The organism is Micromonospora noduli (assembly GCF_003264365.1).
GTDB lineage: Bacteria > Actinomycetota > Actinomycetes > Mycobacteriales > Micromonosporaceae > Micromonospora > Micromonospora noduli.
On record NZ_PYAK01000057.1, the window covers coordinates 1 to 21281 of the forward strand.

19 protein-coding genes are annotated in these 21281 nt (G+C 69.5%); 9 read left to right on the top strand and 10 right to left on the bottom strand.

The genetic code is table 11. The features are described 5' to 3' along the window. The 3 genes from GUI43_RS27810 to GUI43_RS27820 all read right to left on the bottom strand — a co-directional run. The coding region (locus GUI43_RS27810) for a serine/threonine-protein kinase (protein ID WP_211326768.1) at window positions 1-981 on the bottom strand (981 nt) is incomplete at its 3' end. Between the two features lie 83 nt (window positions 982-1064). Then, complete coding sequence (locus GUI43_RS27815; RefSeq protein ID WP_181518533.1) at window positions 1065-2402, bottom strand: glycosyltransferase family 4 protein; 1338 nt, start codon at window positions 2400-2402, stop codon at window positions 1065-1067. Window positions 2403-2538: 136 nt separating this feature from the next. Continuing rightward, a complete protein-coding gene (locus GUI43_RS27820) occupies window positions 2539-4482 on the bottom strand; it encodes an amylo-alpha-1,6-glucosidase (RefSeq protein WP_112602350.1) in 1944 nt (647 codons plus the stop codon). 42 nt (window positions 4483-4524) lie between these two features. On the opposite strand from GUI43_RS27820, the gene GUI43_RS27825 reads away from it, so the two are divergent. Both GUI43_RS27825 and GUI43_RS27830 read left to right on the top strand, forming a co-directional pair. Beyond that, window positions 4525-7233 carry an MGH1-like glycoside hydrolase domain-containing protein gene (locus GUI43_RS27825; protein WP_112583005.1) on the top strand — a complete coding sequence of 903 codons (2709 nt, stop codon included), beginning with the start codon at window positions 4525-4527 and terminating at the stop codon, window positions 7231-7233. A gap of 159 nt (window positions 7234-7392) precedes the next feature. Next, entirely contained in the window at window positions 7393-7863 is a 471-nt protein-coding gene (locus GUI43_RS27830) for a hypothetical protein (RefSeq protein WP_112700133.1), read from the top strand. 308 nt (window positions 7864-8171) lie between these two features. On the opposite strand, the gene GUI43_RS27835 is transcribed toward GUI43_RS27830, so the two are convergent. Continuing rightward, entirely contained in the window at window positions 8172-9170 is a 999-nt protein-coding gene (locus GUI43_RS27835; protein WP_112700134.1) for an IS481 family transposase, read from the bottom strand. Window positions 9171-9384: 214 nt separating this feature from the next. Continuing rightward, window positions 9385-10275 (bottom strand): hypothetical protein, encoded by an 891-nt coding sequence (locus GUI43_RS33565; RefSeq protein WP_146763198.1) that lies wholly within the window; start codon window positions 10273-10275, stop codon window positions 9385-9387. Between the two features lie 233 nt (window positions 10276-10508). Between GUI43_RS33565 and GUI43_RS34755 the strand changes: the two genes are divergently transcribed. Next, on the top strand, window positions 10509-11471 hold the full coding sequence (locus tag GUI43_RS34755; RefSeq protein WP_249037867.1) for a DUF1330 domain-containing protein: 963 nt from the start codon (window positions 10509-10511) through the stop codon (window positions 11469-11471). Between the two features lie 46 nt (window positions 11472-11517). Further along, on the top strand, window positions 11518-12435 hold the full coding sequence (locus tag GUI43_RS27855; RefSeq protein WP_211326769.1) for an MBL fold metallo-hydrolase: 918 nt from the start codon (window positions 11518-11520) through the stop codon (window positions 12433-12435). A gap of 180 nt (window positions 12436-12615) precedes the next feature. On the opposite strand, the gene GUI43_RS27860 is transcribed toward GUI43_RS27855, so the two are convergent. Further along, window positions 12616-13773: an FAD-dependent oxidoreductase gene (locus GUI43_RS27860; RefSeq protein ID WP_112700135.1), complete on the bottom strand. Its 1158-nt coding sequence runs from the start codon at window positions 13771-13773 to the stop codon at window positions 12616-12618. 100 nt (window positions 13774-13873) lie between these two features. On the opposite strand from GUI43_RS27860, the gene GUI43_RS27865 reads away from it, so the two are divergent. Then, window positions 13874-14473: a TetR/AcrR family transcriptional regulator gene (locus GUI43_RS27865; RefSeq protein ID WP_112602344.1), complete on the top strand. Its 600-nt coding sequence runs from the start codon at window positions 13874-13876 to the stop codon at window positions 14471-14473. Window positions 14474-14527: 54 nt separating this feature from the next. Here the strand turns inward: GUI43_RS27865 and GUI43_RS27870 are convergent, their stop codons facing one another. Next, complete coding sequence (locus tag GUI43_RS27870) at window positions 14528-14917, bottom strand: hypothetical protein (protein ID WP_112700136.1); 390 nt, start codon at window positions 14915-14917, stop codon at window positions 14528-14530. Between the two features lie 53 nt (window positions 14918-14970). Beyond that, a complete protein-coding gene (locus GUI43_RS27875) occupies window positions 14971-15354 on the bottom strand; it encodes a DoxX family protein (RefSeq protein ID WP_112700137.1) in 384 nt (127 codons plus the stop codon). 180 nt (window positions 15355-15534) lie between these two features. Here GUI43_RS27875 and GUI43_RS27880 point away from each other — a divergent pair, with 180 nt between their 5' ends. Continuing rightward, window positions 15535-16428, top strand: a complete 894-nt coding sequence (locus GUI43_RS27880; protein WP_208646650.1) for an RNA polymerase sigma-70 factor — start codon at window positions 15535-15537, stop codon at window positions 16426-16428. A gap of 145 nt (window positions 16429-16573) precedes the next feature. On the opposite strand, the gene GUI43_RS27885 is transcribed toward GUI43_RS27880, so the two are convergent. After that, window positions 16574-17773: a low temperature requirement protein A gene (locus tag GUI43_RS27885; RefSeq protein WP_112700138.1), complete on the bottom strand. Its 1200-nt coding sequence runs from the start codon at window positions 17771-17773 to the stop codon at window positions 16574-16576. A gap of 175 nt (window positions 17774-17948) precedes the next feature. Here GUI43_RS27885 and GUI43_RS27890 point away from each other — a divergent pair, with 175 nt between their 5' ends. Beyond that, the gene (locus GUI43_RS27890; protein WP_112602341.1) at window positions 17949-18527 is read left to right on the top strand and encodes a TetR/AcrR family transcriptional regulator; all 579 of its coding nucleotides are present in this window, start codon (window positions 17949-17951) and stop codon (window positions 18525-18527) included. Between the two features lie 30 nt (window positions 18528-18557). Here GUI43_RS27890 and GUI43_RS27895 read toward each other — a convergent pair whose 3' ends face one another. Next, window positions 18558-19196, bottom strand: coding sequence for a hypothetical protein (locus tag GUI43_RS27895; RefSeq protein WP_112700139.1), 639 nt, complete (start codon window positions 19194-19196; stop codon window positions 18558-18560). A 171-nt stretch (window positions 19197-19367) separates the two neighbouring features. Here GUI43_RS27895 and GUI43_RS27900 point away from each other — a divergent pair, with 171 nt between their 5' ends. Together GUI43_RS27900 and GUI43_RS27905 are read left to right on the top strand one after the other, a co-directional pair. Continuing rightward, the gene (locus tag GUI43_RS27900; protein ID WP_112700140.1) at window positions 19368-20078 is read left to right on the top strand and encodes an HAD family hydrolase; all 711 of its coding nucleotides are present in this window, start codon (window positions 19368-19370) and stop codon (window positions 20076-20078) included. Window positions 20079-20490: 412 nt separating this feature from the next. After that, window positions 20491-21276 (top strand): L,D-transpeptidase family protein, encoded by a 786-nt coding sequence (locus GUI43_RS27905; RefSeq protein WP_112700141.1) that lies wholly within the window; start codon window positions 20491-20493, stop codon window positions 21274-21276. Window positions 21277-21281: the final 5 nt, after the last annotated feature.

Here is a 21281-nt window from a genome sequence, read left to right on the forward strand (position 1 = left end):
CGGATCCGGGGCCGGCGTGGCGGAGGCGCCACCGGCCGCGGCCGGGGCGGCCGGGTCGGGCAGCGGAACGGTGGGGTCCTGGTCGTCGGGGTCGTCCGCCGTGGCGGGGTGACCAACCAGCCCTGGCACCGGCCCGTCGACCGACTGTCGGTCGGTCGCCGACGGCGGGTCGGCGCGGCCGGTCGCGGCCGTCCTGAGCAACCGGCGGGCCGTCTCGTGGTCGAGGCGCTCGCGCGGGTCGCGGCGCAGCAACCCGTCAAGAACCGGCGCGAGCGCCCCGGCGTGCGGTGCAGGGTCCGGCGGGCCGGCGGCCAGCGCGCTCAGGGTGGCCATCGCGGTGCTGCGGGCGTACGGGGACTGCCCCTCCACGGCCGCGTGCAGGGTCGCCCCGAGCGACCACAGATCGGCGGCCACCGTGGACACCCCCTCGGCTGCCCGCTCGGGGGCCACGTACTGAGGGGAGCCGAAGACCATGCCGGGGCGGGTCATCGCGCCGTCGCCACCGTCGAAGGTGGCCAGCCCGAAGTCGGTGAGCATCACCCGCCCGTCGTGTGCCACGAGCACGTTCTGCGGTTTGATGTCGCGGTGCAGCACCCCGGCGGTGTGCGCGGCCTGCAACGCGTCGAGCACGGCCAGGCCGATCCGGGCCGCGCGGGCCGGCTCCAGCGGCCCTTCGGCGTCCACGACGTCCTGCAGGGTGCGGGACGGGACGTACTCCATGACGATCCATGGGCTGCCGTCGACCGCGACGACGTCGTAGAGCCGGACCACGGCGGGGTGGTTGAGTCGGGCCGCGGCGCGCGCCTCCCGCATGGTGCGTGAGCGCACCTCGGCCCGTTCAGCATCGGCCAACCAACTCGGTGGAACGATCTCCTTGACCGCCACCTCGCGGTGCAGCATCTCGTCGCGGGCGCGCCACACCCGACCCATGCCCCCGCGACCGACCAGGTCGAGCAGCTGGTACCGACCGGCGATCAGCACCTGTGCACGCTCCTCCTCAGCCGCTGTCCGGGCTACACCCTAACCAGCGGATCGGAAGTCACCTATCGGTCGTCCGACTCGGCTCAGCAGGCGGCGTGGTCGACGGCGGCGGCGAGCAGGTTCCCTTCCGGGATGGCGATCCGGCTGCGCCCGCCGCTCAGTCGGGCGGCGGCGCGTCGGGCCTGCACGGGGCCGTGCTCGCGACGAGCGGTGGCGTAGCTGGCGGCGGTGCGGGCTGCGATGGTGGCCCAGCCGTACCGCTCGCCGACCATCGTGCGGGCCCGGCGGGCCAGCCGCCGGGCGAAGACCTCGTCGCCGAGCAGTTGGCCGACCGCGCCGGCGAGCGCGTCCGGGTCGCTGTGCGGGAACGTCACCCCGGTCACGCCGGGTTCGACGATCTCGGCGAGGCCGCCGGTACGGGCCACGGCCAGCGGCGCTCCGGCGGCCGCCGCCTCCAGCGCCACCATGCCGAACGGCTCGTAGAGGCTGGGCACCACTGTCGCGTCGGTGGCGCCGAGCATCGCCGGTAGTTGGGTGGAGTCGAGGAACCCGGTGAACCTGACGGTCGAGTTGAGGGCCAGTCGCCGGGCCTCCGCCTCCAACTCGGTGCGGTACGGGCCGTCGCCGGCGATCACCACGCGCAGCCCCGGGTGTCGTTCGCGGAGCCGGGGTACGGCGTGCACCAGGTGCTGGACGCCTTTCTCGTAGACCAGCCGCCCGGCGTACCCGACCAACGGGCCGTCCCCGGCGAACCGTGCCCGGGCCGACGCGACCGCTCGGGGGCGGGCCCGCCAGGCCCGGTCGTCGACCCCGTTGGGCACCACGTCGACCTGGGCGGCCGGTACGTCGAACAGCGCGGTCACCTGGTCGCGCATGTACCCGGAGCAGGTGATCACCCGGATGGAGGAGTCGCTGAGCCAGTGCTCCACGCCGTGGATGGTGCGGTTCATCTCCTCCGGCAGCCAGCCCTGGTGCCGGCCGGCCTCGGTGGCGTGCATGGTGGTGACCAGGGGGAGGTCCAGGTGCTCGGCGAGGGTGACAGCCGTGTGGGCGACGAGCCAGTCGTGGGCGTGGATGACGTCGTAGGAGCCGGCCTGGGTGGCGCGCAGGGCGGTGCGGGTGAGTGTGTGGTTGAAGGCCATGGTCCAGGCCAGCAGCGAGCCGGTGGCGAGGGGGAAGGTGACGGGGTCCTCGGGGGCGCGCAGGATGCGTACGCCGTCGGCGTACTCCTCCAGGGGCGCGCCGTCGCTGTGGCGGGTGACGACGGTGACCTCGTGGCCGGCGGCGGCGAGGGCGACGGAGAGGGCGTGCACGTGTCGACCGAGACCGCCGACGAGCACCGGCGGGTACTCCCAGGAGAGCATCAGCACCCGCAGCTGTCGGGCGGGGTTGATGTCGATCACGTGGGCATCGAGTGACATGCGGCCCCCTTTGAGTTGTCCCCGGGCGCGCGCCGACCGACACCGAATCGATGTCGCCGTCGCGTCTGGATCGAGGCCAATCCTGCCGGGATCGCGATAACCAGCGGCGACACCACCGTTGCGGTCGTGTAAAGCGCTACTGGCTCTTTCGCCGCACCCGCAGCAGCTCGGCCACCGACCATGCCTGGAACGGGCACCCGGTAGCGGTGTGCGGCGCGAGGCCATCGGCCGTCTCGCTCACCGAGCCTAACCCATATTCCATCAAATGGGCCTCAATGCCAACGAATACGTCATCGACGGACATCTTCCCCCGGCGCACGGCATCCACGTACGGGCCGAGCAACCACGGCCAGACCGTGCCCTGGTGGTAGCCCCCGTCCCGGTCGGCCGGGCCGCCCCGGTGCCGGCCCACGAACTCCCCGGAATCCGGGGCCAGACTGCGTGGCCCCAGCGGGGTGAGCAGCCCGCCCGCGATCCGCCGCAGCGTCGCCTCGTCCGGCTCCATCGGCGCGTACGGCAGCGACCAGGCCAGCAGCTGGTTGGGGCGCAACGCGTCGTCGTCGTGCACTGCGGCGCCACCCAACGGGTACGCCGGCGCGGGCGCGTCCAGCACGTCGTGCAGCCACCCGGTCGGAGCCGGGAACCGCTCCCGGAACGAGGCGGTGGCCTGCCGGTGGCGTCGCCACAGCTCGTCGGCGTCCTGCCCGGCCAGCTCGGTCAGCTCCGCGAGCCCGGCCAGCCCGTTGATCCACAACGCGTTGACCTCGACCGGCTTGCCGGTCCGCGGGGTGACCGGCACCCCGTACACCCGGGCGTCCATCCAGGTCAGCGCGGTGCCGGCGGCGCCCTGGGTGAGCAGCCCGTCGGCCGGGTCGACCCGGATCCCGTACCGGGTGCCGGCGGTGTGGGCGTCGATCACGGCGCGCAACGCGGGCAGCAGCTCGTCGCCGAGGTCGGTGTCGCCGGTGACGGTGACGTGCCGGCTCACCGCGTGCAGGAACCACAGCGTGCCGTCGACGGTGTTGTACTCCACCCGACCGGTGTCGGCCGTGTTGGCGAGCATCCCCTCCGACAGCGTCGCCGCGTACGCCCGCAGCAGCTCCCGACCCTCGTCGGCGCGACCCGTGCAGAGGAACAACCCCTCGTACGAGATCATCGTGTCCCGCGACCACGCCCCGAACCACGGGTAGCCGGCCACCACGTCCACCGCCGCCTGGTTCGTGCGCACCACGAAGGCGTCGGCTGCCAGCGCCAGTGTGGCGTCCACGTCGTCGGCCGGCTTCGCCGTCGCGACCACCCGCCGGTTGCGTCGCCTCGCGGTCGCCACGATCTCCGTGGCCGGCGGCGGCTCCTCGTCGAGTCGACCGGCCCAGGCCCGCACCGACACCGTGTCGCCGGGGCGTTCCAGCTCACCGGAGAAGCGGCCCGCGTACCAGAGGTCCTCGTCCGGGTGCAGCCCCCGGTTGGCCTCCTCGCGGTGGTGCACGCCCAGCCACCACTGCCCCTCGGGGGCCCAGCCCGGGCCGGCGAGCCGGTACGCGCCCTCGACCACAGCGCCGTCGGCCACCGCCTCGACCTGCGGGATCGGGCCGTCGGCCCGCCGTTCGCCGTGCGCGTCCCGCCAGGTGCAGGCGGCCGACAGCTCCAGCCGGACCGGACCACCGGCGACCAGCCGGTGCACGACCGCGACGCAGGAACGGCCGGGCAGCATGGCCAGCTCCCGTTCGATCACCACCGCGCCGATCCGCCACCGCCACCGGGGTAGCCCGTCGATCAGGTCGAAGCGCTCCAACAGCTCGAAGCCGCGCGGGTCCACGTCGCCGGAGGCCCACTCGTGCGCACCGAGGCGCACCCGCGCGCCGGACGGCAGGGTGACCGCCGGATCGAGGCTGACCAGTCCCACTTGGCGGGACGCCGGCGTTTCGCCGGGAACCACCAACAGACCGTGGTAGCGACGTGTCCGCAGCCCGCCGACAGTGCCCATCGCATAGCCGCCGAGGCCGTCGGGGACCAGCCACTCCCGGCTGGCCGCGCTGGTCAGGTCGCCGCAGATCTGCGGGCCGAAGTGAATGTCGATCAACTTTCCTCCACCGGCGGCGGGGTGTAACACGCCACGACGAGAATGGCCGCTGTGGTCAAGTACCGCGGCGACGTCAAAGATGTGCACGTGATCACTGACCGATCGTCCTCCGACGCCTCGCCACCCGACGCTGAGCGGCTCCGGCTCGCCCAGGCCGACTCGGGGGAGCAGGACTGGCGTGCATGGGGTCCCTATCTGTCCGAACGGGCGTGGGGGACGGTACGGGAGGACTACAGCGAGCACGGTACGGCCTGGGACTACTTCCCGCATGACCACGCGCGGTCCAGAGCCTACCGGTGGAATGAAGACGGGATGGCCGGCGTCTGCGACGAACGACAGACCTTCGCGTTCGCCCTGGCCCTCTGGAACGGTAAGGACCCGATCCTCAAGGAGCGGATGTTCGGCCTCGGCGGCGACGGCGGCAACCACGGCGAGGACGTCAAGGAGTACTGGTGGTACGAGGACTCCACCCCCACCCACTCCTGGATGCGCTGGCGCTACCACTACCCGCAGGCCGCCTTCCCGTACGACGAACTCGTCGCGGTGAACGCGTTGCGCGGCCGCGACGACACCGAGTACGAGCTGGTGGACACCGGGATCTTCGACGACGACCGGTACTGGGCGGTGACCGTCGACTACGCCAAGGCGTCTCCGACCGACCTCTGCATGGTGGTGACCGTCGCCAACCGGGGCGACCAGGCGGCGACCCTGCACGTCCTGCCCACCCTGTGGTTCCGTAACACCTGGTCCTGGGGCCTGCCCGGCGGCGACCGGATCCCCCGGCTGACCGGTCAGGGCACCCGGCTCGTCGGCGAGCACCGGGTGCTCGGCCAACTGCTGCTGGAGGGCGACGGCGGCCCGGTGCCGCTGCTCTGCGACAACGACACCAACGCCGAACGGCTCTGGGGTCTGCCCGGCCGCTCCCCGTACCCGAAGGACGGCATCAACGACCACGTCGTCAACGGCGCGGCCACCGTCAACCCGGCCCGGGAGGGCACCAAGGGCGCCCTGCACTACGTGCTCGACGTGCCCGCCGGTGGGCAGCGCCAGATCCGGCTGCGGCTCACCCGTACCGCGTCGCCGCCGGCCGCCTCGCCGCCGCCCCCGGCCGACCTCAGCGACGGCTTCGAGGCCGTGGTGTGGGCGCGGCGGGCCGAGGCGAACCGGTTCTTCGCCGGAGTGATCCCGCCGGCCGCCACACCCGACGAGGCGCTGGTCGCCCGGCAGGCCATCGCCGGGCTGATGTGGGGCAAGCAGTTCTACCACTTCGACGTCAAACGCTGGCTCGAAGGCGACCCGGGCTCGACACCGCCGCCGGCCGGGCGTCGGCACGGGCGCAACAGCGCCTGGTGGCACATGACCAGCTTCGACGTCATCTCCATGCCTGACCCGTGGGAATACCCCTGGTACGCGGCCTGGGACCTGGCTTTCCACTGCGTGAGCATCGCCCGGGTCGACCCGGGCTTCGCCAAGGAGCAGATCCTGCTCCTGCTCCGCGAGTGGTACCTGCACCCCAACGGGCAGATCCCGGCGTACGAGTGGGCGTTCGGCGACGTGAACCCGCCGGTGCACGCGTGGGCGGCGCTGAAGGTGTTCGAGATCGACGGCGGCCGGGACTACGAGTTCCTGGCCCGGGTGATGCACAAGCTGCTGCTCAACTTCACCTGGTGGGTCAACCGCAAGGACACCGGCGGCAACAACGTCTTCGAGGGCGGCTTCCTCGGGCTGGACAACGTCGGGCCGTTCGACCGCTCGGCGGCGCTGCCGGTCGCCGGGGTGCTGGAACAGTCCGACGGCACCGGCTGGATGGGCATGTACGCGCTCAACCTGCTGGACATGGCGATCGTGCTCGCCGAACACGACAGGACCTGGGTGGACACCGCCACCAAGTTCTTCGAGCACTTCGCCTACATCGCCGCCGCCGCGTACGAGCAGGGGTTGTGGGACGACGAGGACGCCTTCTTCTACGACGTGCTGCGCCTCGCCGACGGCACGAAGGTGCCGCTGAAGGTCCGCTCCGTCGTCGGGCTGCTGCCGTTGGCCGCCACCACCCGGCTCACCGCCCGGACCCTGCACCACCTACCGGAGTTGGGCGCCCGGCTGCGCTGGTTCCTCACCAACCGCCCGGAGTACGCCCAGGTGATCGGCACCCGCCGACTGGGCCCTGACGGCCGGCAGCAGCGACTGCTGTCCATGGTCGGCCCGGAGCAGGTGGTCCGCCTGCTCGCCCGGATGCTCGACCCCGACGAGTTCCTCTCCGACTTCGGCCTCCGTACGCTGTCCCGCGCGCACCTGGACAAGCCGTTCTCGGTCACCCTCGGCGGGCAGGAGTTCTCCGTCGGCTACGAGCCGGCCGAGTCGACCAGCGGACTGTTCGGGGGCAACTCGAACTGGCGCGGTCCGATCTGGATGCCGACCAACTTCCTGCTGATCAGCGCGCTGCGCGACTACGCGGCGTTCTTCGGCGACGACCTCCAGGTGGAGTACCCGACCCGCTCCGGGGTGAAGCACACCCTGGACGAGATCGCCGATGACCTCTCCGCCCGGCTGATCTCGCTCTTCACTCAGGACGACTGGGGTCGACGGCCGATCTACGGTGCCGCTCAGATGTTCCAGACCCACCCGGACTGGCGCGACCTGATCGCCTTCCCCGAGTACTTCCACGGCGACAACGGGGCCGGGTTGGGGGCCTGGCACCAGACCGGCTGGACGGCCCTGGTAGCCGACCTGATCCTCACCCTGCGCCGCTGACCCCGCCCGCCCTCGCCCCTGCCCGCCGTCGCGCCCGGACGCAAGATCCGCGCAACTTCCCTGCTGTTGCTGTCTCGGGGCCGCCGGAGGCAGCGACATCAGGGAAAGTGCTGCCGGCGGGGGCGCGATTGTGGGCACCATTCACTATCGTGATTGGCCGTGGGGGAGTCGGTGAAACCGGTGGGCGAGGTGCACGTCCTCGGTCAGTCCCGAGTGTGGCCCGCCATCGCGATACCGGGCGTGATCCTGGTCGTGATGATCGTTGTCAAGGTGGTCTTCGACCTGCTCAACTGGACCGTCCTGGCGTTTGGTGCCGCCTCGATCATCGTCGCTGCCACACGCTTGCGAAACGCGGTGTTCGCCGACGACCTGGGGCTGCTGGTCCGCGATCGCTCAGGCTTGCGGCGTTCGTACGCCTGGGATGAGATCGAGCGTATGGGCTGGGACGATGCGGGGATGATGTGGGGGAGTTCCCTGGCGGTCTACCCCCGGGGCGGCCCCTACGACGTCCCGGGACCCAACGCCTCCATCAACGTGGGGCGCATCTGGCATCCGGGCCGTCGACGCTCCGTGGACCCCATGCCCGAGCTGCTCACAAGACATGGCATCAAGGGGCTGTTCGATCAGTGAGCTGTCTCCCCGATACTTCCACGGCGACAACGGGGCCGGCCTGTTCGCCTGGCACCAGACTGGCTGGACGGCGCTGGCAACCGACCTGATCTTCCCCCTGGGCCGCTGACCGCCGCTGCCCCGCACCCTGCCCGCGCACACCCGTCCCGTGCCCGCGCCCGCCCGCCCAACCCGCTACCCCGCATGATCGCGCTCGATCCATGTTGTGGTGGCGTTGCCGGCGTCGGGAGGCCACTCGATCCTGGATCGAGCACGATCATGTCGGTCGACGGAGGTCGGCACCACCCTCGGTGCCCGCCGACAACTAGCTAGCTGTACTGCCCAGGGACGTTGGTCAACCTGGTGATGGGTGGTTGGCCTTTGGTGGCGGTGTGGGGTCGGTGGTGGTTGTAGTGGTGGAGCCAGGCGGGGAGGGCTGCTCGGCGGGCGTGTTCTGAGCTGTAGAAACGTCGTTTCGCCCAGCCGTCGGTCATGGTGCGGTGGAAGCGTTCGACCTTGCCGTTGGTTTGGGGCCGGTAGGGGCGTGTCTTCTTCGGGCGGATGCCGAGTTGGTGGCAGGCGTCGCGCCAGGCGTGTGATTTGTAGGCCGAGCCGTTGTCGGACAGGACGCGTTCGGTGGTGATGCCTCGCTCGGCGAACCAGGCGACGGCGTTTTGGAGTACGTCGACCGCGGTCAGGGCGGTCTCGTCGTCGCGGATCTCGGCGTAGGCGACGCGGGAGTGATCGTCGATGACGGTGTGCACGAACGCTGTGCCGATGCGCGGGTCGTAGTGGGTGTTGCGGGCGCCGGTGCGGTGCGCGGTGCTTCGCCGATGGCGTTCGCCCTGGGCTCGGCCGACGTAGCGCCAGCCGCCGCCATCGGGGATGTTGCCGTACTTCTTCACGTCGACGTGCAGCATCGCGCCGGGCCGGTCGTGTTCATAGCGGCGGATCGGCTCGCCGGTGGCGCGGTCGATGTGTGTCAGCCGGTTGATCCGGCAGCGGGTCAGAACGGCGTGCACGGTCGAAGCTGGCATGGCCAGCTGGCCGGCGATCTGCACGGGCCCGAGGCGTTGTTTCCACCGCAGGTGCACGATCTTGCGCACCACGGGCTGGGCTGTCCTCCTGGGGCTGTGGTGCGGACGCGACGACCGGTCATCCATTGCGGCGGGCCCGTGCTCGGCATACCGCACCGCCCAACGTTTCGCAGTCGGCCAGGACACGTCATAACGTTCAGCCGCCCGGACGACCGGCCAGCCCTCATCAACGATCAGACGCGCCAGGCGCAGACGTGCACGAGGAGTCAAAGCGGCGTTAGCGTGGGACACGAAGGCCTCCTGTTGCCGGAGCGGTTCCTAGACAGCTCCACTCCACAACCGGAGGCCTTCACCTACCTACGACATCAGATCGTGTCGTCACACAATCTCGACCAACGTCCCTGGGCAGTACAGCTAGCGCGCTCTGCGAGACACTTCCTCGGTCGAACCGACAAAGCTGACCAAGCACCCCATGGATACGTCAACAGCATTACAGTTGCTCGAACTATTCGGTGAGCACCTTCACGGTGTCGGCTAGTCCGTCGTTTCGGTTGATGCCGACGAAGAATTCGCTCCCCACATGGGTGACATCTTCGATCTCATCGACCAGGTTGTTGCCCGGAATTCCGATGTCACTCTCCACATCGCCTCCAGACCAGTTGTACTGGTACACCCAGTTCCACCCGGTGGCGGGCGTTGAGGTGTTGATTGACTTGGTGTTCCAGATATAGTTCTCCGAGCAGTCGATGCCTTGGTCGGAACGATTATCGTGACTCGTCAGGTTGCTCTTCACCAGCGTCCATCCACTCGTCAACGCGCCAGCGCCGGGATGGGTCCACAGGCTACCCAACCGTCGGGCAGCATATTTGCCGGCTCCGCCGGCGGCCGTAGCGCTGTAGCAGAGGCCGCTGATGTTGCCTATCGGTAGACGAACTTCCCCGGTTGTGCCAATAGATCCGTCGGCGTTCAGGCGTACGATTGTCACCTTGTCGCTCAGAAACGCGGATTGGCTCCCCTGGGTGGCAATCAGGGCCGGGCCCTGGCCCAGATAGTTCGCGTTGTAGGCGAGGTCGTTACCGTGGCCGAGTGTGGGTATGGAAGTTGGCGCACCGGCGCAGACCCAGCTAGTGCCGTCCCAGGTTGAGCCGTCGCGCACCCACCTGGACAGGACGGGCTCGGCGCCGGCCGCCTTTGTGAAAATGATGTAAAGCTGGCCGCCTGGCCCTGCCACCATGCCTTGCATGACCGTGCGACCGTTCTTGCACGCAGTGCTGTTCGGGATGTTCAGCCGTTCCGCCCCGCTCCTGTCCGTAGCAGCGTAGGCAGATGCCGCCGGGGCGATAGCGATTCCAACTGAGAGTGCGAGCACGGTCGCGACGCTCGATAGTTTCTTCAATTCGGTGTCTCTCCTCTAGGGGTAAGGCGAGAGGAGAGTATCAGTTGATGTCGACCTGTCTATGTCACCCTTGTCATGGTGGCGGGCCGCTGATGTGCCGGCGGTGCTGGCCCGGCGTGCCCGGCGGCGCTGGAGGTCGCCGCCGCGCACGGGCATCGAACGATCGTGTTGGGTGCGTGGGGATGCGGCGCTACCCGAATCGGTCGACACCGCTGGCTCAGCCGTGAGCAGCAGTGACCAACGGAAGTGGCGGCACCCACCGGTGCCGCCACTTCCGTCGTACGCCGACACCGATCCGTCCGCCGGCATCTCCGATGTCGTGCTGTCGGATCAGCGCGCTCTCGCCGCGTGAACGATCAGGTCCGCCACCGGGCCGGCCAACCCAGCGTCTGTTTCGCCGCCTGTCCCTGCTGTCGGGGCCGGATTTCGACGCACGCCGCGCGGCGGCCCTGGACGGAAGCGATCTGGACGACACCGAGGACGCCCTCAAGGAGCTTGTTGAGCTGAGCCTGTTGCGGGCCGAGACGGACGGTCGGTATGGCTTCCACAATCTCATTCGCCTGTTCGCCAGGCAGCGACTGGTCGACGAAGAGCCGACCGCCGGCCGCGACGGGGCACCGAGGCGTCGGGTCGACCGGCGGCTGGACGGCGGCAACGTCACCGGCCCCCGGTCTGACTTTGAACCCGCCGGGCTCCGAACTCAGCGGAAGGCCGCGTCGGCTGAGATCGCCACGGACGGTGACAACCAACTGCAGATTTGTTTCTGCATACGGTTTTTCGTGTTCTCCACCGCCCGCACCAGGTGGAATCAAGGAACGGGCACCGGACGCCGACGATGGCCAGGCTGCCGGCTCGCCCCGGGGGGCCTGGACGGAGTCCAAACGATCTGCGTCATCTGGCTGTCCTACCTCGAACAGGTCGAGGCCACCGTGCGGCCCTACGGCGGGAAGTGGCTAGCCCAGGGTGACGTGACCGTGGTCGAGGGGGCCTGGCCCGGCTCGGTGGTCCTGATGGAGTTCCCGGACCGCGCCGCTGCCGAGAAGTGGTACGGCTCGGCTGAGTACCAGGCTATCCTGCCGATGCGTGCCAACAACGCGATCAGTGATCTCATCCTGGTCGACGGCGTCGGCCCGGACTTCACTGTTGCCGGTTTCGCTCAGCAGGTCCGGGACGCGATCAAGGCCGCCTCCCACTGACCGCGTCCTCGCGCAGCAGCGGACACCGCATCTGAACCCGTCAACAGTGACCGTGGGCGACCGGCCGAACTCCGTGTCGCCCCGGCACGCCGGCGGATCTAGTGCCGAAAAAGGGGTAGAAACGACCATGTTGAGCTATGCAGTTCACGTCGCGCCGGCCAAGGTCGCCGTCACGGATGATCTTCCGCCGGGCGAGGATCGCCGCCGGTGGTCGCCGACGGCGTCCACGCTCATCTTCGGTGAGCGGGACGCGGTCCTGGTGGATCCTCTGATGACCATCGACGAGTCGAGAGTCCTGACCGATTGGATCCTCACTACCGGCAAGAACGTCACCACGATCTTCATCACCCATGCCCACGGTGATCACTTCTTCGGAACTCCCGGCGTGCTGGAGCGGTTCCCCGCCGCCCGGGTCGTCGCGGCGCCGAGCGTAGTCGAGCACATACCGGCACAGTGGAGCCCTCAGTGGTTCGACGGCTACTGGCAGCCCCGCTTTCCGGGCCAGCTTTCCGGTCAGCGGTTCACCGTCGAACCACTCGCGGACGGGTGGCTCGAACTCGAAGGCGAGCAGCTGCAGGCCGTCGAGCTGGGCCACACCGACACCGACAGCACCAGCGCGCTGTTTGTGCCCGGCATCGGACTGGTGGTGGCCGGCGACGCCGTCTACGGCGATGTACACCTCTACCTGGCCGAATCCACGGGCGGCGGCAGCGATCGGTGGCTTGAGGCACTGGACACGATCGAGGGTCTGCGCCCGAGCGCGGTCGTGTCCGGGCACAAGCGGGACGGCGACGCGGACAGTCCCGATGACATCGGCCGAACCCGGCGGTATATCGAGGACTTTTCCGCCGCGCTGAGGAAGACGGCGAACTACCAGGAGTTGTACGACTCCATGCTGGCGCTCCATCCCGACCGGATGAACCGGGGCGTGCTCTGGAACTCGGTCAAGGCCGTCTTCGCCTGACATGGTTTCCGCCCCGCATGATCGCGCTCGATCCATGTTGTAGTGGTGTCGCTGGCATCGGGAAGCCACTCGATCCTGGATTGAGCACGATCATGCAGTGGGCAGTGGGCTACGTCGCTGCCATGATGAAGCGTCCCCAACTTCATGCGCTTCAAGTCAACCGATGTGACGGGGCACCACTCAGCGGTTTGCCCGTTCGATACCTCGCCGGACGAGGCCGCTGATGCCGGGCAGGGTGATCGCCCGGATGGTCAGATCGCTCATCCAGACGTGGAATCGGCTGGGTGGCGCGTACTGGGCCATTCCCCGACGGGCGAGTGCCTGTCGTTTGCTGACCTCCGGGCGTAGTCCGGTCTCCCACTCGGCGAGTGCTGCCGGGAGGTCGTCGGCGTGCCGCCGTAGGGCGGCGCCGAGGTGGTCGGCGCCGGCCAGGGCGAGGGCCGCGCCGTGTCCGGCGAAGAGCGTCACGCACCACGCCGCGTCTCCGAGCAGGACGACGCGACCGGTGCTCCAGCGTGGCATGACCACCTGGCTGACGGCGTCGAAGTAGGCGCTGGCCGGGTCCTTCGCAAGGTGGTCGATCGCGTCGGGCACGCCACCCGAGAGATCTCCGAACGCGGCCCGCAGCGCGTCGACCGGCCCGCGTTCCAGGTCGGCGGCGGGCCCCGCGCTGCGATAGGTGAAGAACGCCGACGACCGTTCCGGGCCCAGGTTGACGATCGCCGCGGTGCGCCCGGGACCGATGTACGTGGTGGCGGACGACTCGGGTACGCCAGGCACCGGGTGGGTCAGCGGGAAGGCGGCCACGAGGTACGGGAGGTCCACCCGGAAGTCGGGGCCGAACACGGCGGTACGGGTGGCCGAGTGCACCCCGTCGGCACCGACCAGCAGGTCGGCCTGCTCGATGGTGCCGTCGCTCAACTCCACGCGTACGTGATCGGTGTCCTGATCGACGGAGGTGACGGTGGTGCCGAAGCGGATGTCGACCCGGTCTCGCACCGCGTCGAAGAGGCAGGATTCCAGATCGCCGCGGAACACCGAGAGGGCCCGCTTGCCGAGTGCGGCCTCGGCGATGGCGGACGGCACTGTGAACTTGGGCCGTCCGTCGGCGTGGACCAGCACTGTGGTGAACAGCCCCAGGTCGGCGGCGGTCAGCGCGGGGAGCAGGCCGAGGCGTTCGGCGGCGTCGTAGCCCGGCCCGATCAGGTTCACCATGTAGCCGCTGCTGCGCCGGGCTGGGGCCTGTTCGGCCACGAGGACCTGCCACCCGTCCTGGTGGAGTCGGAGGGCTGTGGCCAGCCCGGCTATGCCCGCACCCACGATCACCGCACGTTTCATCCAGCACCTCGCCGCCTAGAATGAGCATCTGCTCAAACTAGTATGAGCGACTGTTCATACCGGCGCAAATGGCGGCGGCGCAACCGCCTAGACTTCAGGCATGCCGCGCGGAGTCGCCATCCCAGCGCTCAGACAGCAGCTGTTCGCTGCCGTCGAGCGGTTGATCGTGGAAGAGGGGCCGAGCCGGCTCACCGGCCGGGCCGTCACGCGCGAGGCCGGCGTCGCGACAGGGCTGCTCTACGCGCACTTCGCGAACTTCGACGATTTCCTGACCGGGTTCGCTGTCGACCGCGTCTTCCAGATCTCCGGCGAGGTGGCCGGCCTGCCGCAGCGCGCCGGGTCCGGCACGGTTGCCGACAATCTGCGCCAGGCCGTCCTGGCCACGCCGTTGGGCACGCTGACGGCACTGACCCGGCTGACCGCATTTCGGCCGGAGTTGACGGCGAACGTCGAGGCGGTCCTGGGTGGCGGTATGTCGGGGCTACGGGGGATCGAACGCGCGGTCGCCGACTACCTGGCCGCCGAGCAGACCCGTGGGCGCGTGCCGGCCGGCGCCGACACCGACGCACTGGCCCTGGCTGTGGTCAGCGTGCTGCATTACGTCGCGCTGACCAGCCACACCGACCCGACGGCGGAGCACCGGATCCAGCAGGTGATCGGCGCGCTCACTGATGGTTTCCCCGCCGCCGCACCCTCCTGAGCGCCGCGCCGCAGGCGGCGTCGCAGCCTGCGGCGCTGCCAGGCCCCGAGAGGCTCACTGATAGCCGATGTGGACGGTCAGCCTGCCCTCCCTGGGGTTGGCCCCCACGTAGACAGATGCCGGGTCGAACACTGTCGGCGGCAGGCTCAGCTCCTCAGAGAGACCCATCTCGCGTGCCAGATCCTCGGGAGACTGCCCCGCCGCGGGCACCAGGGTGATCGTTCGCCAGCATCCACCGGAGGCGCATTCCACGCTCTCGTCGGCGATCGTCGCTCCGGACGGCACCTCCGGCATCCGCGACTTCGGCGGCAACGATCCCTCGGTCTTGAACACCTGCAACCACAGGAACGACAGGATCCACAGGCACGACAGCAGACCCAGCGTCACGGACACGGCCACGAGGGCGCGCTTGGTGCGCTTCCTCAGCGCGGTCCGTGACGTCATCGCGCGATGATAGCGGGGCATGGTCGATCAGCCGGGGCGGGAATGGGCTCAGGTCAGCCGGTGAAGGGCTCGGGTCCGAGGCGGCCCCAGGTCACGAACGCGGCCATCGCGAGGTAGACCAGATTCAGCACGATGAACTTCGCCGCGCCGTAGCGCAGGTGGGTGATCATCGCGCCGATCATCAGCAGGATCCAGCAGACGGCGGTGACCGGCACCAGCACCGGTGCGATATCCAGCACGGCGGGCAGGATGAGGCCGGCTGCGGCCAGGAGTTCGAGGACGCCGAGGGTCTTGACGAAGCGCACGCTGGCGTCCCCGGTCCACCCGCCGCCGTTGACCGCTGACAACTTCTGCTTGGGTACGAACGTCTTGGTGATGCCGCCGGCCAGGGCAATTGTGGCCAACAGGCCGGCCGCTATCCACAGTGCAAGGTTCATGAGGTGTCCTCCGTTTCGGGTCACACAGGAGACACCGCCGGCCGGTGCGCCGTGACAGCTCGTGAGGTGACGAGGAGCACGGACGCCCGGCGTCACAGAAGTCGGAAGGCCGGTGTCTGGTTGGGCGACGCGGTCGAGTTCGGCGAGACTGGAGGACGCATGGATGCGGAAGGCGGAATCATGAGTGCGGACGGCCGGGGGGACCGGGCCGTCGACGCGTTCGTCACACACCGGAACCTGCTCTTCACCGTGGCCTACGAGATGCTCGGCTCGGCCGCCGACGCGGAGGACGTACTCCAGGAGACATGGCTGCGGTGGGCGGACGCGGATCTCACGGCGGTGCGGGACCAGCGCGCCTACCTGGTCCGGATCACCACCCGACTGTCGCTCAACCGGCTGCGTGCCGTCGGTAGGCGTAGGGAGTCCTACGTCGGCTCCTGGTTACCCGAGCCGCTGTTGACCGCGCCCGACGTCGCCGAAGACGTCGAACTCGCCGAGAGCGTCTCGATGGCGATGCTGCTGGTGCTGGAGACGCTGGCGCCGACCGAGCGGGCGGTGTTCGTCCTTCGTGAGGTCTTCGACCTTGGATACGACGAGATCGCCGAGGCGGTCGACAAGAGCCCGGCCGCTGTCCGTCAGATCGCCCACCGTGCGCGGGCGCATGTCGCCGCGCGGCGGCCGCGCGGGATGGTCTCGCCGGCCGAAACCCGACGTGCGCTCACGGCGTTTCGGCTGGCGGTCGAGACCGGCGACGTGCAGGGCCTGCTCGACGTCCTCGCGCCGGATGTCGTGCTCCTCGGCGATGGCGGCGGGATCAAGCAGGCCGTGCTGCGGCCTGTCGCCGGGGCCGACAAGGTGGCCCGCCTGCTGTGCAGCACACATGCCAGGGTCGCGACCATGTCGCTGCATTACGCCCAGGTCAACGGTCACCCGGCGCTGGTTCTGCGGCTCGACGGCGAGCTCGACACGGTCCTCGCGCTGCGTGTCGACGGCGGTCTCATCAGCGGGGTCTACGCGGTGCGTAACCCCGAGAAGTTGTCGCACATGCGGAGCGAAACGGCCCTGCGCCGCTGACGGTCGGCGGTGACTGTCGGTCGCCTCCGTCGGGGCGGATGCGGGTTTGAGCGCTATACCTCAGAGGTATGAATATGACTCTGAGGCATACCGGTCGACCACACATCGACTTGCCGGGCCAGCCAACGCGTTAGGACTTACTCGTCTAGTACGGGGGCGTGGGCGTCTCCGGCGACCGGTGGAGGGATCGTCGCGCGTCCGCTCCGGCGACGCCGAGCAGCACCACGGCGGCGACCGCGCCGGCGGTGAGTGGCTGGAGGTGCAGTGCTGCCGGGATCAGCAGGCCGAACGCCAGCAGGCCGGCCAGCCGGGACCGGGAAACCCGACCGAAGACCTGATATTCGAGCGCCGATCGTCCGGCGAGGAAGAGGACCGGGCCGCCGAAGATGGCGATGAGCCAGGTCGCCGGGAGGTGCCCGAGCGGCTCGGCGATGAACAGCTCGAAGCCGACGCCGGTGAGCACGATCCCGGCGATCATGACCATGTGGGCGAACGCCATGTCGGTCGCGAGTCGGGCCGGGTTGCGGGAACGGTCGACGGCCGTGCCCAGCATCCCTCCCGCCACGTGGAAGTAGATCCGCCAGAGCAGGACGGTGCTCGCCAGCGCCAGGACGAACCCACCCGTCTGGTCGGTGTGGAACTCGCTGCCGCTGAAGGCGAGCCCGATGACGAAGATCGCCTCGCCGAGAGCGATGAGGAGGAACTGTTGGTACCGCTCGGCCAGGTGCTCGGCCGCGATCATCTGGACGCCGAGCCGTTGCGCGCCGAGTCGCGGGGTCGGCCAGCCGAGGAACAGCCCGGCGTAGTCGATCAGCACGGCGAGGGTCCAGAGTGCCCCGCGAATTGTGCCGTCGTTGACCAGCCCGCCGACGACCCAGAGCGGTGCGCTCAAGCCGAACCAGAACAGGATCCGGATCGACTGTTGTGGGTCCGGCCGGCCGTGCCCGGCGACGTGGAAGAACACCACCCGGCCGATCTGGAGGGTCACCAGGGTGATGGCGAAGAGGGAGGCCCGTGCGCCGAAGCCGTGCGGCACGGCGACGGCCATCGTCATGGCACCGACCAACGTCATGATGATGACGGTCTGGACGATCGGGGCGTCCGGGTCCAGCCAACTTGTCGACCAGACGGTCACCGACCAGACCGCCCACAGCGCCAGGAACAGCAGCACAGCCTGGCCGAGACCCGCGTACACGCCGCTTTGGCCGTCGGTGAAGTCGGCGATCAGCCGGGCGGAGATCCGGGTGAGGGCGAAGACGAAGACCAGGTCGAGGAAGAGCTCCAGAAAGGTGGCCCGCTGGCGGGTGGCTTCGCTGCGCAACAGCCTGTCGGGGGTGTTCCTCATCGGCTCGCCACGCGTCGGTGTCGCCGAACCACGTGCCCTCCCGTCGCGGTGATCTCCTCGCCTAACGAGCCAGGGGGCGGCTGTGGCACGTGGAGCGAAGGGGCCGGCGACCCACAACAGTCACCAATCCGTCACCCGACCGCTACGGCAGGTGTACGCCTCTACGCTCGTGGGCGTGCCCGGACCTGCCGAGAAGGCCACTGAACAGGACCGGCGTGACCTCATCGTCACGGTCGCGCGAGAGTTGGCCGAGACGGAGGGCTGGGCGGGTGTGACGACCCGACGGCTCGCCGAACGAACCGAGATCGACATGGGCGACATCTATCGGCACTTCGCCGATCTGGAGGCGCTGATCGCCGCGGTCGCGGTGTGCGCCTTCGCCGATCTGGCCGCCGACCTCGCCGAGGCGCACGCGGAAACCGCCGGGAGCCCCGAGGGGGTCTGGCCGGCGGTCGCGACCGCGTACCTCGACTTCGCGTACACGAATCCCGAGGTCTATGACGCGATGCTCGCGCTGACCCCCGACCTGGCTCTCGGCGTGGATGGCGTGCCGGCCGCGCCGCGGGCGGTCTTCGCCGAACTGCGGGCGGCCCTGACCCCGCTGGCCGAAGGGCGGGACCCGGACACCTTGGCCGAGGTGGGTTGGAGCCTGCTGCACGGCGTGGTGATGCTCACCCGCGGTGGCCGGCTGCGACCCGAGGGGCAGGAGGACCGCGAAGCGTTGATCGCGCAACGGTTGCTGCGGTGGCCCTGACCAGGTCGCACCGACGCCCCCTGATCGCGGTCAGTTGATGGGCTGGCGGTCGGCCGGGCCCTTGTCGGCGAACCGGAACGTGGTGTCCAGCTTGGCGTTACCCAACTCCTTGAGGACGAGGCCGTTGCCGGGGAGGTGCTGGAGGAATCGGGTCTCGCTGCCGATCGCGTACGTGCCGTCGCCCTTGGCGATGATGGTGAACCGCTGGATCGGGTCGTCCTGGTCGCAGACGACGGCCCCGATGGTCAGTTCGGGCTCGATGTCCAGGCCGTTCACCTGCCAGCAGGACGGATCGTCGTTGGCGGGGTGGCCGTCCTTCGTGCCGAACGCCCTGATCACGTACCGGTCGCCGCCGATCGGTGTCGGCACGAACAGCGTCCGACCGCCGGTGTCGCCGCCCTCCTCGAGCCGCCCGCTGATCTCCAACGGCTTCCCCGAACCCTGCACCCGGTTGATCGTGACCTCGCGCTTGCCGGACAACAGTGGGTCGGTCGCCGCTGCCGATGACGTGGTCGGCGCCGGTGGCGTCGGCGCGCCTGTCACGGCGCCCGACGGCGTCGGCGTGCCCGCCGCGGCGCCCGGCGCCTTGTCCGCACCGCCCTGGCACGCCACCAGCGCGCCGGTGCAGGCCAGCATCGCCGCGCCGGTGACCCACTTCATGGTGAACATGCCGTACTCCTCAAGAGGCGTCCCGAACCTGGGCGGGAATCATCATGGATGTCGCCTCCGCATGACGACGGCCGAGCCGGAACGGTTCACGAAAATCCGGAAGATCTCAAATCGATCTCCCGCCTATCCTGTCTCTCGGCCTTGGCGACGGTGGCACGGGGAGGGCATGGCATGACGGTCGGTGTGGCGGCGCGACGACAGGCGCAGGTGTTGATCTTCGATGCGGACGACACGTTGTGGGAGAACAACGTCGTCTTCGAGCGGGTGATCGACGACTTCCTGGGCTGGTTGGACCACCCCACCCTGGACAGGGCCGCGCTGCGGGCCGTCCTCGACGACATCGAGCGGGCCAACGCGGTGGCGCACGGGTACGGCAGCAAGGTCTTCCTGCGCAGCCTGGCGGAGTGCCTGGAGCGGCTGCGCGAGCGGCCGGCCACCGACTCCGAACGTCAGGAGATCGACCGGCTGGCGGTGGCCCTCGTCGAGCACCAGGTGGAGCTGATGCCCGGGGTGGCCGACGCGCTCGACGAGCTGGCCGGACGGCACGAGTTGCTGCTGCTCACCAAGGGCGATCGGGAGGAGCAGCAGCGCAAGCTGGACGCCTGCGGTCTGCTGCACCACTTCGGGGCCGCGCACATCGTCGCCGAGAAGAACGTCGACACGTACCGGTGGCTCACTCGCGAGCACGGCTTCGCGCCGGACGGCGCGTGGATGATCGGCAACTCCCCGAAGTCCGACATCCTGCCGGCGCGTGCCGCCGGGTTGAACGCGGTGTTCATTCCGAACGCGAACACCTGGGTGCTGGAGGACGACGAGCTGGACCCGACCGACGGCGGGGTGCTGCGGCTCGCCGCGTTCCGGGACCTGCTGCGCCACTTCTGACCGTACCGAAGCCAAACAGCGTCGGCGATCATGGTCGCGTTACGCCAAACTGCCCGATTTTGAGCGTGGGATCAGTCCTGTCGCCGGTCGTCCGACCCGGCTTGTCCGGCCGGCCGGAGCGCGCCTAACCTGGTCCGGCGCTCACGGCCCGTCGGGGTGTGTCGGGGGCGCGTCGGCCTTCGGCGGGTGAGCACCGTGGAGCTGAGTGCGAAGTGGCTGGCTCACCCCGTTCTGGCGCGCGTGGTGTCGTGCCACGCCCGCGCGGCGGGGTGCCGGAGCTGTCCGCTTCCCTGCCGGACGGCCGAGGGTCAGGGCCGGGTAGTTGCGGACCCGGTCCTGACCCGGCCCGCGAGTCGTTCGACCGTTGCGAGCGGGGCAGACCGCGCGCCGGTTCGACTGTCAGGATGGCGGCATGAAGCGCAGATCTCTCCTACTCGGCGCGGCGGCCGGTCTGGTCGCCCCAGCCGTGATCGTCCCGGCCGCGCCCGCACTCGCGGCGGACCGGCCGCTGCGGCCGGGCTGGGGCACGGCCGCGGTGCAGCGACCCTTGCCGAAGTGGCAGCCCCAGAACCGCGCCAGCGCATTGACCACGCTGCCGGCGGAGACGAAGCAGGTGATCATCGTCGGGGCCAGCAGCTACACCACCACCTACGCCACGCTGGAGGCGTTCGTGCGGGTCCGGAGCACCTGGCAGCCGGCCTCGGCGTCGTTGCCCGCCCGGATCGGCTCAAAGGGCTTCAGCGACAACCACGTGGAGGGTGTGCCGACCACGCCGACGGGCGTCTACTCGATCGGCCCCACCATGTACGGCATCGCCGCCAACCCGGGCGTGCGATTCCCCTACCACCGGCTCGTCAGCGGTGACTGGTGGAACGAGAACCCGTCGTCCGCGCTCTACAACACCTTCCAGCAGAGTGCGACCAACCCGGGCGGGGCCAGCGAAGCACTGTGGAAGGAGGTCCCCGCGTACACGCACTTCGCGGTGATCACCTACAACATGCCGCCGAACGTGCCGAAGCCGGTGCCGAACGCGGGCAGCGGGATCTTCCTGCACCAGTTCAGCACCAGCGCCGGCAATGCCACCGCTGGTTGCGTCTCCCTCGCCCACGATCACCTGGTCGACGTGCTCAACTGGCTGGACCCGGCGCTGTCGCCACGCATCGTGCTCAGCCCGTACGCCCAGCTCAGCCGCTACTGACAACC

Coding starts and splice junctions, on each gene's coding strand:
- GUI43_RS27865 (WP_112602344.1), top strand. CDS start 13,874: ATGCCGCGCGGAGTCGCCATCCCAGCGCTCAGACAGCAGCTGTTCGCT.
- GUI43_RS27860 (WP_112700135.1), bottom strand. CDS start 13,773: ATGAAACGTGCGGTGATCGTGGGTGCGGGCATAGCCGGGCTGGCCACA.
- GUI43_RS27880 (WP_208646650.1), top strand. CDS start 15,535: ATGAGTGCGGACGGCCGGGGGGACCGGGCCGTCGACGCGTTCGTCACA.
- GUI43_RS27870 (WP_112700136.1), bottom strand. CDS start 14,917: ATGACGTCACGGACCGCGCTGAGGAAGCGCACCAAGCGCGCCCTCGTG.
- GUI43_RS27905 (WP_112700141.1), top strand. CDS start 20,491: ATGAAGCGCAGATCTCTCCTACTCGGCGCGGCGGCCGGTCTGGTCGCC.
- GUI43_RS27895 (WP_112700139.1), bottom strand. CDS start 19,196: ATGTTCACCATGAAGTGGGTCACCGGCGCGGCGATGCTGGCCTGCACC.
- GUI43_RS27875 (WP_112700137.1), bottom strand. CDS start 15,354: ATGAACCTTGCACTGTGGATAGCGGCCGGCCTGTTGGCCACAATTGCC.
- GUI43_RS27885 (WP_112700138.1), bottom strand. CDS start 17,773: ATGAGGAACACCCCCGACAGGCTGTTGCGCAGCGAAGCCACCCGCCAG.
- GUI43_RS27815 (WP_181518533.1), bottom strand. CDS start 2,402: ATGTCACTCGATGCCCACGTGATCGACATCAACCCCGCCCGACAGCTG.
- GUI43_RS27825 (WP_112583005.1), top strand. CDS start 4,525: ATGGCCGCTGTGGTCAAGTACCGCGGCGACGTCAAAGATGTGCACGTG.
- GUI43_RS27900 (WP_112700140.1), top strand. CDS start 19,368: ATGACGGTCGGTGTGGCGGCGCGACGACAGGCGCAGGTGTTGATCTTC.